Genomic DNA, 11,482 nt, shown 5'->3' on the forward strand with positions numbered 1-11,482 from the left:
TAACACGCTCGAGATAAATAAAAAAAATTTATTACATCAAAATAGTCCCATCTCTCTTTTCTTTCATTATTTCTATTCACCAAGATTTCATAAAACATTTCAAAAAACCGAGTAAAATGGTTGGAAATTGAAGATATCTGTTTCATCTTCTCCAATACAGTGCTTAACCTTCGCCTAAAACCCCGTTAAACTAAGCGATTCAGATGTCGATCTACATTTTTGGAGTAACCTATGTCTTGGCTTTCTTCGCTTAAATCGGTTTTTTCGCCTTCCAAGGAGGTGAACGAAGAAGCTGTGCAAAACGTACTGCAAAACTATATCTTGCCAAATTCCAGCAATGCCTTGAAAGATCGTATTACGCAGGTCAATGTACAGGGTGAGATTCTGCAAATCACTTTGAATACCTATCCAGAAGAAAAAGCGCAGCTGCAACAGATTCATGATGAACTGGCGGAAGCTTTGCAAAAATGTGGTATTCAAGAACTGAATATGCATGTGATTCAGCAGAAAACTGGACATAAGAAAGAAGGGGGTTGCGGGCATAACCATGCTGAAGGTGAAAACTGTTCAAGCGAGCCTAAAGCGGAAGCAAAACCCAATCTTCCCCCTGTGGTTGATGCGTCGGCACAGCCTGCAAAAACAGAAGAAGCTGATCCAAATAATCCACCTATTCAAAAAGCTGCGCCGCAACAGCGTAATGTTCCAAAACACCCAAGGATTCAAAATGTGATTCTGGTGTCATCTGGTAAAGGTGGCGTAGGTAAATCGACCACGACTGTAAATCTGGCTTTGGCTCTACAGAAATTAGGCCTGCGCGTAGGCGTACTAGATGCCGATATTTACGGCCCAAGTATTCCGACTATGCTCGGCAATGCCGGCAAAACGCCAATGATCGAAGCAGAGCAGTTTGTCCCTATCGAAGCCTATGGGATGGCGGTATTATCAATTGGCCATTTAACTGGAGATCACAATACTCCAGTCGCCTGGCGTGGTCCAAAAGCCACGGGTGCATTAATGCAGTTATTCAATCAGACCCTATGGCCAGACCTTGATGTGCTGATGATTGATATGCCACCTGGCACAGGTGATATCCAGTTAACTCTCGCGCAGCGTATTCCGGTAACGGGCGCAGTAATTGTGACAACGCCACAAAACGTGGCCTTGCTGGATGCGACCAAAGGCATTGAATTGTTTAACCGCGTGCAGATTCCGATCATGGGCGTGATTGAAAACATGTCGACCCATATCTGCTCAAATTGTGGTTTTGAGGAACAGATTTTTGGTACAGGCGGTGGCGATAAACTGTCTGAGCAATATCAAGTCCCATTATTGGGTCGTTTACCTTTGGATGCTAAAATTCGTGAAAATGCGGATGCCGGTACACCTTCTGTCATTGCCGAAGATGCTGCTGCAGAAAGCTATATGCTGATTGCAGAGAAAATTGCCGCACAGCTACCCAAAGCAGAAAAAGACCATAGCCGAATTTTCTAATTCTATAGACAATTCAGATATTTAAGCCTTAGCTAAAAGCTAGGGCTTTTTATTTCTTATTTTTAAAATTAGCTCGATTTAAATGACCGAAATTGACTGAAATGACTATCGGGTATTTATCCTAAACATTTATATAAGTATTTGAATTAATTAAAATAAATAAATTTAAATTTTAGGTTATATGTTCTCTTACAATTATTTTTTTGCAGCACTGACCGAATTCTTCTATGCTACTCGGATTAGAGCGAGGTCAAACTATGATTTCATGGTTTTTTATTGGTTTAGTGGCAACCATTCTTTTAACACCAGGCCCAACCAATACCTTATTGGCATCTTCAGGCATTCAGGTCGGATTTAAAAAAACATTTCGTTTAATTCCTGCGGAAGCCTTTGGTTATCTGATTGCCATTAGTTTATGGGGCATTCTGATCGGAAAAATTTCCGTTCATCTTCCGCTTTTACCGACCATTCTCAAACTTTTTAGTGCTGGCTATATTCTATTTCTCGCTGTGAAATTATGGCGGACTGCAGAAATAAGCGAAAATCTTGAAAATGTCTCGATTCGCGCACGAGAATTATTTTTGGCAACCTTGCTTAATCCTAAAGCACTTTTATTTGCCTCAGCGATCTTTCCTGTCATTGTCTGGAAAAGCGGCCAACATTATGTGACTCATATGCTGGTTTTCTTGCTTCTGTTGATCCCGATTGCATTCTTCTGGACTTTTCTGGGTTCAATCCTGGCTAGAAAAAACAGTCGCTGGCTCAATCAGAAAAACCTGCAGAAAACGGCTTCGCTGGTATTAATGAGCTTTTCCATTCCTTTAAGCTATTCTGCACTTTTAAGTTTATAAGCTGATCTCAATCAGCAATTTTTTGGCAACTTTAGCTCTAAGCCTTTCACTTATTTTCATTAGTGTCAATTTCAGTTAAAGTACGTCGCAATAACTTGTTCTTAAGATTTTTGGATTATATCAATGGCAATTAAGTCTGATCGTTGGATTCGCGAAATGAGCGAAAAACACGGCATGATTGAACCGTATGCAGAAAACCAGGTACGTTTGGATGAAAATGGTCAAAAGCTGATTTCGTATGGCGTATCCAGCTATGGTTATGACGTGCGTTGTGCACGTGAATTTAAAGTATTCACCAATGTGCATTCTGCAATTGTCGATCCGAAGAACTTTGATGAACGCAGCTTTATTGATATCGAGTCGGATGTCTGTATCATTCCGCCTAACTCGTTTGCTTTGGCGCGTACCATCGAATATTTCCGCATTCCACGTAATGTTTTGACCGTGTGCTTGGGCAAGTCTACTTATGCGCGTTGTGGCATCATTGTTAACGTGACTCCGCTTGAGCCAGAGTGGGAAGGACACGTCACTTTAGAGTTTTCAAATACTACCAATCTTCCTGCGCGTATTTATGCAGGTGAAGGTGTAGCGCAGATGCTGTTTTTTGAATCTGATGAAGTCTGTGAAACCTCATATAAAGATCGTGGTGGTAAATATCAAGGTCAGACAGGCGTTACTTTGCCGAAGACCTAATTGTTTTAAAATATTGAATGACGGGACTTTATGTCCCGTTTATTTTTTTGAGATTTTCATTCATCGGAAACTGCTATTTTTCGCCTAATTGGCTTTGGCATCTGTATCAAAAATCAGCATAATGGATTCCGCATAACCATAAAAAAGATGCGATGCATTATAAAAAATCAAAGATTGGCGGCTGGGAAGCTGAAGCATAAGGTGCGGAGCATCGAATAAAAAGGAAAGAGTGAGATGGCTCAGATAAAAGATATATTTAAATTTCGCAAAAGTTATTTGGCGATGACAATCGGTTTCAGCCTGTTGCCTTCTGCACATGCGATGCAGGAATTATCAGATTCTTCTCTTTCTGACACCACCGGTGAGGGTGTTGCGCTGGTACTTGATGATTTTAAAATGGTGTTTCAAGGCCCTAACGATCTTTCTGCTAGTTCTAGTTATGCCAGAGGCATTGAAAACCCCGGACAAGCAGATACAGGCTTTATTCGTATTATCCCGACGGGTGAAAATTACAACCAACTTGGGCAGCGTGTATACGACAAAGTTTATAAATCTACATATGATAATGCTTTTCATGTTGAAAGAACGCAGAATTATGCAACTGAGTATCAGCAAGCCTTTGATACCTTAAAAACTGATTTTTATAATGATAACTATAATACGATTAAGAATACTTATGACACACAAGCTAACCGGGACGCATTTAAGCAAGAATTAGTTGATTATTATTATAATACAGACTTTATGAAAGCCTATTATGACCAACGTCGTGATGATTATTATAATGGTGCAGGTAATACCTCACCAGGTATTGATTATGATATCAAGCATGATGGCACAACAGAATATGAATTAACGCCACTGCAACCAAATAAGTCTGATGAATATGCAAATTTAAATACCCTTGAAATGATTCAATTTCTATATGGGCAAAATGCTAATCAGCAGATTCCAAATACTGAATGGAGTACGGCGGTTGATAGGCAGAATATTATTGGAGCAATTGTAGATGCAAGAATTATTGAACTAGTTAAAGCAGAATACAACAAAAAATTGGAAGCTGCTCTAGCCGGAATGATGAAAGATGCAGATAGTGCTGCTATGGCTGAAATCATTGCTAGAGCAGATCAGGCTGCTAAAACTGAAGCTGCTAAAAGCTCTGTGAGCACTTTAAGAACTAAAGCCGATGTATTTATTTATGGTCTGGCATTATCGAAAAGCGATGGTTCTTTAAGCACACGATACAGTAATCAGGGTTTCAGCTGGGGATCAGCAGATAATCCCTGGTTATTTCGGGCAGGAACTGAAAACGTCAAACAGTTTAAGGACGCTGCTAAAGATGTAGGCTATATTGCTTTGGAAGCCCCATTAAGTCCAATTACAGGGGTTGAAAGTGATAATAATATCAAGCTGGGCTTCTGGAGTGATATTTTTGCACGTGAGCTTAATTCCTCGAATGCTGTAGATCCTATAACAGGTGGGCCAATATCAGGACTTGATACGGATTACCGATTAAGAACCCAATTTGTTGCCAATGGTCTGAGTTTTAATGGCTCGCAAGTTCGGTTATTTCAAACCTTAGAATCTGACAATAAGAATTACAGCCAAACATTGGGTATGGCGAGTATTGTTCGTCTGAATACCAATGATCGACCAGAAACTCTAAGCAGTAGCGATAGTAATCTTAACAGTAAAGGTATTCGTCTCAGTACCGCAGCAAAAACAGATGCGCTTGATGGTAATGTCCCGACCCCGGCCTTGAATGGAAGTGATGCTCCTATATTTCATGATTCTGAGGGCTTATATCTCTATAGTCCAAATATTAACTTGGTGCTTGGTAATATGTACCAGCCTTTCGTTGTCGGTTCAGAAGGCAATAATATTATTTTAGAAGTGACACGTATTCCCAATATTCCTGCTATTTATAATCAAATTTATCAAAATTATGGGGGCGGATTGGGTACAACAGATTTAAAGGGTTCGACCTGTAATGTCTATAGTTGTGGTACACCGATTAAAAATAATGTGTCAGATACCACCGCACTTTATCAAGGGCGTAATGCGACTCACAGTAGTATCTCAATAGGGACTACAGAGCGTATCTCAGGAACAAATATGCTGCGTGCCAAGGATGGTGTGAATTCAACAGGAATCGTATTTAAAAATACTGAGGGTGTAAGTAAGAATTTTGGATCTGCTGTCATTGATGGTGTCCTGATTCAGCATCTGAAAATTAGAACAACTGGTCTTTAAGGGAGTATAAGAATGTCCAAATTAGTAACACTCTGTGCATTATTATGTACTTCTATGGCCAGTCTTGCCGGATTGGAAGCCCTTGATCAGCAAGCACTAACCAATACAGTGGGGCAGGGTGGAGCTGATCTTAACTGGACTTTATCTTTAAACCATGTTTATGCGACAGATTTAAGTAAAGATAAAATTTCTCGGCTTGATGGAAGTGGCAACCCGCTAGAAGTATTTTATGTTCTAGATCCCACCGCTTGTGGAGCAACAAAACAATTTTGCCGTCTGGCAATAGCGCCGAATAACCATGTCGATACCAATGGAAATAAAAAGTGGTTAGTCTTTAAAGGCATTCAAGGCACGATTCAGATTGATAAGTTTTCGATCGATGGAACAACCATCATTAATCATCGTAATGAACCACAAACGGCGATGCAAATTACCTTTTATGATCACCAGCCTTTAAAGATCCGTAATTTAGGCTTTAATACAGTTTCCATTGAAACGGGTACAGGTGCTGGCGCCTTGGAAGGTTATGCCAATACAGGTGTTTATAGTACGTATACAGGGCGTACCTATAATGCCGATGGAACTTATACAACCGCGCCCCAAGATGTTCCTTCATTTGATAAAGGTGCTGAAAAAGGATTTATGGGGTTGAACGTTCATGGAAATCTGCATACGTCAGGCAATTTGAAAATATTTGGTTATAACTGTACAGGTGGAGCACAAAGTCGTTGTTAGTAACAACGTCAAGTACAGCATAAGGATATATAAATGAAAAAAACAACAATAAAGTTGAAATTGCTAACAGTATGCATGTGTCTTATACAACAAGGTTATGCACTTGAAACTATTGAAGAGCAAGAATTGAGTGAAGTCACTGGACAAGATGGTATGGTGATTACTCATGAAATTTCTAAAGCCAGTATTGCTCAAGCCAATTGGTATGATCCAAATCCAACTGCCAACACTAAAATGGGTTTAGGTCTACATAATGTTGAGATTATTGGAAAAGATAATAAACCAATCATTAGTCAACTTGAAATAGATGTAGGTGCCACTTCACAAGGGGCAGGACTTCGGCTAGCTGCAAGTGTTTCACCGTTTCAAGCCACTGCAGATTTAAAATTGGTAAAGATCGCCTGTACGACCAATCCATGTAGTCAATCTGCGAATAGTATTCGGACTACGGGTACTCAATCTAATCAAACTTTGGGTGCATTAGGGATGAGTACCTCTACACCGCTTAGTGTGCTATTACAAACCAGTGCAGGTCTATTTAATAAAGATTCAATTGCCAGTATCGATTTTCAACTTAAAAATGCCACGATCAGTCATAAATTAGGCGAAAATAGTCTGATTTTGAATGACTTTAACTTTAACTTCGCGGGTCAAGGATATATGTACATTGACCCGGATGAAGGCGTGGTACTCACCACACGAAATGGCAGTCAAGATCATTATGTGGATCTAAAGCGTGCTGAAGATATTACTGATATCGCGGCTGGCCGGGTTAATCCGACCAATCCAGGGGTTAATATTGACCTGCGTTATAATACGCCAAATAATGAACGCAAAAATATTATGCGTTTAGGAGCTTCGGGTGCAGTCACTAACGCAAGATTATCCATGAGTGCAGATCAAACCCAGATAGGTACTTTTGATGTTAGTAACAAGGTGAATGGTGTACTAGAACGTCAGGACAAAGCTGCAACAGGTTACAGTGGCCTGGTCGGAGAAGGTGGGTTGAATCTAGGCTTGTCTGCAGATTTTACAGGTACTAATAGTACCGGGCTTCCAGCAACTATGGCACCTACAACACTTGAGATTGGTCATACCGGTAAGGGAAGTCATGCTGTGCAATTTTCCAAGCTCAGACCCTTGACTACACGTAATGCTGACGGATCCTTACATGGTAAAAATGCTTATATCGACTTTGGAAATATATATATAAATACCATTACTGCAAAAAGTCTCGATTTCATAATCAATGAAAATATGCAAAAGACTTTAGGTAGTAGTAGCACTGTACTTAAACAGACACTCAGTACCACCACGAATGGAGAGGATTTTGCCTATATCGCCGTACGTGGCATGGATTTTCAGTCCATTGCTGCTAAAGCACGTTTCATATCAGATAACTCTTTAGCGGAAATTGATGGCGATGGTGGTTCATGGGGAATCGGTATTCCTATTTATAATTTAAATGCCAATGTTGCGTTGTCTGGAACGACTTATGGAACAGACAATAAGCAAGCAATTGCGTATAACATTATGGCATCTACAGAAGGCTATGGAATTGACAAGAAAACCGGTTTGCCAAGCACAACCTCGATTATATTGATTGATGGTAAAAATGGCGATCATGGTGAGGCAGTTAACTATTATGCCGGTTTTAGGAATATCGATGCTTTGATCAAGTCGGAAGGGATTATTAGTTATAAAGATGAAGGTATTTATATTCGTGCCGATAAACTGCTGATTGGAGCTAAAGCTGAGCTTGCGATTGGTCAATTACCAGGATCTAAATATAATTGTACCAATGCATCGGTCACTAAATGCGGAAGCTATGTGCCTCATGATAATTTTTCTAAACGTGATGATGTCCTGACTAATATTGCTTTTAAACTTGATGGAAACGGCGAGCTCCTCATCATTCCAGGAGTGGATCCGACCAGCGATTCACCAGATACCAACTTCCTGTCATTTGATGCAAATTTTAAGTTTAGACCCCTTACCGCAGAAGAAACTGCAAATAAAGATAATCTGGGCAGCTATTTTAGTATTGCCAATGAAGATATTGATTCAGCCGGGGTATTAAAAACTTCGTCAATTAACTTTAACCGGATGGAAGGTCATTTGGGTGTCAAAGCAAAAGTTCGTGTCAGTGCAGATACAGTGACTTTGGATAATCAGGTCAAACTCAATTATGAAAATAATATTGCAACACCATTTAAAACCAATTTTGCCATGGCGACCAATGGCAATATGCAAAACATGGCAAGTATTGCACTGACTGGTGGAACCATTCGTAGCACGATGGGAATCACACCACGTTAAAAATCAGGATGAGAAAAATGAAAAAAATAATATTAAAAAGTCTAGTGGTAGCTATGATGGGCCTAAGTGGCCAGGTATCTGCATTAACCTCATTGGAAGACCAAGAGCTCTCAGAAGTCAATGGGCAGGCTTTATTGTCAATGGAGGTTCAGTCTGGATTTAACCAGATGGATAATCTAGGAGCTACTTATGACCAGAGTAATATCTCATTTTATAAATTAGGCTTGGAAGCCGAGATGGAAATTAATGCCAATATAAAAAAGCTACAACTCGGGTGTGGCGGTGTTAATGGTGCAACCGGCTGTGATATTGATATTGATCATATTGCCTTAAGTGGTAATCCTACGAATGGCGCGGATCGTGCCGCGACTTCAGCTCTGATTACTAATCCATTTGTACAATTTGCCATAAAAAATCCAAATCAGGCATCTACACGTGAAGTTTTAGGTTTCCGTTTAAGTGCGGAAAAGATTTCAGGTCTATTGACAATGGGGACAGAAAATAGTGCTACACCAAATGGTATTAACAGTTTCAGTGGTTATATGAAAACAAAATCTTCATCAGGAGTTGCAACAACCGCTCCTCGTGTTATGGATTATGCTGCAACTGGAATGAATATTGAGGGCACGGTAAAAGGCACTATATTAGGTCAACCATTACCTCTGGATTTACATTACACATCTAGCAATTATGCTTTCCAGTTAAATTCTACAACAGCACCTTTTACTATTCCTGCTACGATAGTGTCAGGAACAAGAATGAAAGAAGTTGTACTAAAAGGGACAGGGACAGTAGGTCGTATTGATTTTAAAGGACCATTAAAAGCAGAATTATTGGATGGAGCATTAAAATTAGATAAAGATATTACAGGCTACTTAACCGGGCTACAGACAGACATTACCGTTAAACAAAATCTCGGACTTATTCATGCTTTATATTTAAATAATCCAGCTTCACTCTCCTTGCAATCCCAAAGCATTTTATGGCCTGGTGCAGCAGTCGCAGCAAAACAAGGGTGGTGGCTGGCAATGGAAGATGAAGTGGATTTAGGAAGTATTTCACCTTCATATAGTGTGCCAATTTCAGATGCTGTTTTAAAGCAAACTATTGCAGGAATTAACCATGATTTAACCACTAATGTGCGAGATTGTGGAAGTCTGGTTTTTGGTTGTGTGCTAGGAAGTGCACTTGATGTAAAGGAAATTAAAAATCCTGCGCTACTTGATTTCCCTCTTACTAATTTAACTTTACAAGGCCAGAACTTTAAACCGAACTGCTTTGGTGGACATAAATTCTGCTAAGTTTAGTTATAAAAAATCCCGCATTACGCGGGATTTTTTATAAGAAAGCAAAATTATTTAGCAATTTTTGCCAATAATTCTTCTTTCGAAATATTTACTGATTCAGCATCGCGGCGGCCTTTATATTCAAAAGTACCTGCATCCAAGCCTTTTTCACCAATCACAATACGATGTGGAATACCTGTAAGCTCAAGATCAGAGAATTTCACGCCCGGACGTTCATTACGGTCATCGAGTAACACGTCAAAACCTGCAGCTTGCAATTCAGCATAGAGTGCTTCCGCAGCTTCCATAGTTCTTGGAGATTTGTGCGCATTCATCGGCACAATGGCAACTTCAAACGGTGCAATGGCAGTTGGCCAGATAATGCCTTTCTCATCAAAGTTCTGCTCGATTGCAGAAGCCACCACACGCGTCACGCCAATACCATAACAACCCATTGTCACAGTGAACGGTTTGCCATCTTCACCCAAGACTTTACAGCCCAAAGCTTCAGAATATTTTTGACCCAACTGGAAGATATGACCCACTTCAATACCACGTTTGATTTGAAGCGTACCTTTACCATCTGGAGATGGATCGCCTTCAACCACGTTACGTAGGTCATAAACTTCAGTGAACTGTGCATCACGTTCCCAGTTTACACCTGTTGCGTGTTGATCTGCTGCATTTGCACCTGCAACAAAGTCAGACAATACCGATGCTGCACGATCAACAATGACGGTGATACCTTTTTCGACCAGACCTTGAGGACCGACAAAGCCAGCAGTTAAGCCAAGTGCTTGAAGTTGTTCTTCAGTAGCAAATGTCAAAGGCGCAGCAATTAAAGGATGTTTTTCAGCTTTAATTTCATTCAGTTCGTGATCGCCACGAAGGAATAATGCAACCACAGGTACATCTTGACCTTCTTCAGTCGCAACACCTTGAACCAATAAGGCTTTTACTGAATGAGCAGGATTGGTACCCAAGAATGCTGATACATCTGCAATGGTTTTTTGATTTGGTGTATCTACCAGTTTGAGTTCTTGTGTAGGTGCCGCACGCTCACCGACAAGTACTGCTTCTGCCATTTCAATATTGGCTGCATAGTCAGATTCAGTCGAGAAGGCGATATCATCTTCACCGCTTGAAGCCAGCACGTGGAATTCGTGAGAACCTGAACCACCGATTGAGCCAGTATCTGCTTGTACTGGACGGAAATCTAAACCAAGACGGGTGAAGATTTTGCAGTAGGCTGCATACATGTCGTCGTAAGTTTGTTGCAGTGATTCCTGATTGGCATGGAAAGAGTAGGCATCTTTCATGATGAATTCACGTGAACGCATTACGCCAAAACGTGGACGAATTTCGTCACGGAATTTGGTTTGTACTTGGTAAAAGTTTGCAGGCAATTGCTTGTAGCTTTTTAATTCGTTACGTGCAAGATCAGTGATCACTTCTTCATGCGTTGGGCCCAAAACAAATGGGTTGCCATGGCGGTCGTTGAAGCGTAAAAGTTCAGGACCGTATTGTACATAACGACTTGATTCTTCCCATAAAGATGCAGGTTGAGTCACCGGCATATAGACCTGAAGTGAACCGACTTTATCCATTTCTTCGCGAACGATCGCTTCAACTTTATTTAATACGCGAACGCCCATCGGCAACCAGGTGTATAGACCTGAAGCCAACTTACGAATCATACCGGCACGAAGCATCAGCTGATGGGAAATAACCTCAGCATCGTTCGGGGTTTCTCTTAACGTTGCAAATAAAAAGCGACTCGCGCGCATGGAAACTGTCCTAAAAAATTAAGCGTTAAAGCAGGGATTATACAATAAAAAATGAGGTGAGCATTTG

The 11,482-nt window shown here is 40.5% G+C and carries 8 protein-coding genes; 7 read left to right on the top strand and 1 reads right to left on the bottom strand.

Going from position 1 to position 11,482, the window contains the following annotated elements; translation table 11 throughout:
- Nucleotides 1-231 precede the first annotated feature (231 nt).
- The 7 genes from apbC to ACP7AK_RS04010 all read left to right on the top strand — a co-directional run bounded on the left by apbC (nucleotide 232) and on the right by ACP7AK_RS04010 (nucleotide 9,643).
- The gene (gene apbC / locus ACP7AK_RS03980; RefSeq protein WP_425878719.1) at nucleotides 232-1,491 is read left to right on the top strand and encodes an iron-sulfur cluster carrier protein ApbC; all 1,260 of its coding nucleotides are present in this window, start codon (nucleotides 232-234) and stop codon (nucleotides 1,489-1,491) included.
- Nucleotides 1,492-1,748: 257 nt separating this feature from the next.
- On the top strand, nucleotides 1,749-2,342 hold the full coding sequence (locus tag ACP7AK_RS03985; RefSeq protein ID WP_004732019.1) for a LysE family translocator: 594 nt from the start codon (nucleotides 1,749-1,751) through the stop codon (nucleotides 2,340-2,342).
- A 123-nt stretch (nucleotides 2,343-2,465) separates the two neighbouring features.
- Nucleotides 2,466-3,035, top strand: a complete 570-nt coding sequence (gene dcd, locus ACP7AK_RS03990; RefSeq protein WP_004280726.1) for a dCTP deaminase — start codon at nucleotides 2,466-2,468, stop codon at nucleotides 3,033-3,035.
- Nucleotides 3,036-3,269: 234 nt separating this feature from the next.
- Nucleotides 3,270-5,288: a hypothetical protein gene (locus ACP7AK_RS03995; protein WP_425878722.1), complete on the top strand. Its 2,019-nt coding sequence runs from the start codon at nucleotides 3,270-3,272 to the stop codon at nucleotides 5,286-5,288.
- A 12-nt stretch (nucleotides 5,289-5,300) separates the two neighbouring features.
- Complete coding sequence (locus ACP7AK_RS04000) at nucleotides 5,301-6,023, top strand: hypothetical protein (RefSeq protein WP_425878724.1); 723 nt, start codon at nucleotides 5,301-5,303, stop codon at nucleotides 6,021-6,023.
- A gap of 33 nt (nucleotides 6,024-6,056) precedes the next feature.
- Nucleotides 6,057-8,342 (top strand): hypothetical protein, encoded by a 2,286-nt coding sequence (locus ACP7AK_RS04005; protein ID WP_425878726.1) that lies wholly within the window; start codon nucleotides 6,057-6,059, stop codon nucleotides 8,340-8,342.
- A 17-nt stretch (nucleotides 8,343-8,359) separates the two neighbouring features.
- Nucleotides 8,360-9,643: a hypothetical protein gene (locus ACP7AK_RS04010; protein ID WP_005106243.1), complete on the top strand. Its 1,284-nt coding sequence runs from the start codon at nucleotides 8,360-8,362 to the stop codon at nucleotides 9,641-9,643.
- 53 nt (nucleotides 9,644-9,696) lie between these two features.
- Here ACP7AK_RS04010 and ACP7AK_RS04015 read toward each other — a convergent pair whose 3' ends face one another.
- Nucleotides 9,697-11,415: a proline--tRNA ligase gene (locus tag ACP7AK_RS04015; RefSeq protein ID WP_044111484.1), complete on the bottom strand. Its 1,719-nt coding sequence runs from the start codon at nucleotides 11,413-11,415 to the stop codon at nucleotides 9,697-9,699.
- Nucleotides 11,416-11,482: the final 67 nt, after the last annotated feature.

The sequence above is a fragment of the Acinetobacter sp. TWP2-2-3 genome (genome assembly GCF_049896445.1).
Lineage (GTDB): Bacteria > Pseudomonadota > Gammaproteobacteria > Pseudomonadales > Moraxellaceae > Acinetobacter.

Bases quoted from the DNA above. Each gene is read 5' to 3' on its own strand.
- ACP7AK_RS04015 (WP_044111484.1), bottom strand. From the start codon at position 11,415: ATGCGCGCGAGTCGCTTTTTATTTGCAACGTTAAGAGAAACCCCGAAC.
- ACP7AK_RS04010 (WP_005106243.1), top strand. From the start codon at position 8,360: ATGAAAAAAATAATATTAAAAAGTCTAGTGGTAGCTATGATGGGCCTA.
- dcd (WP_004280726.1), top strand. From the start codon at position 2,466: ATGGCAATTAAGTCTGATCGTTGGATTCGCGAAATGAGCGAAAAACAC.
- ACP7AK_RS04005 (WP_425878726.1), top strand. From the start codon at position 6,057: ATGAAAAAAACAACAATAAAGTTGAAATTGCTAACAGTATGCATGTGT.
- ACP7AK_RS03995 (WP_425878722.1), top strand. From the start codon at position 3,270: ATGGCTCAGATAAAAGATATATTTAAATTTCGCAAAAGTTATTTGGCG.
- ACP7AK_RS04000 (WP_425878724.1), top strand. From the start codon at position 5,301: ATGTCCAAATTAGTAACACTCTGTGCATTATTATGTACTTCTATGGCC.
- apbC (WP_425878719.1), top strand. From the start codon at position 232: ATGTCTTGGCTTTCTTCGCTTAAATCGGTTTTTTCGCCTTCCAAGGAG.
- ACP7AK_RS03985 (WP_004732019.1), top strand. From the start codon at position 1,749: ATGATTTCATGGTTTTTTATTGGTTTAGTGGCAACCATTCTTTTAACA.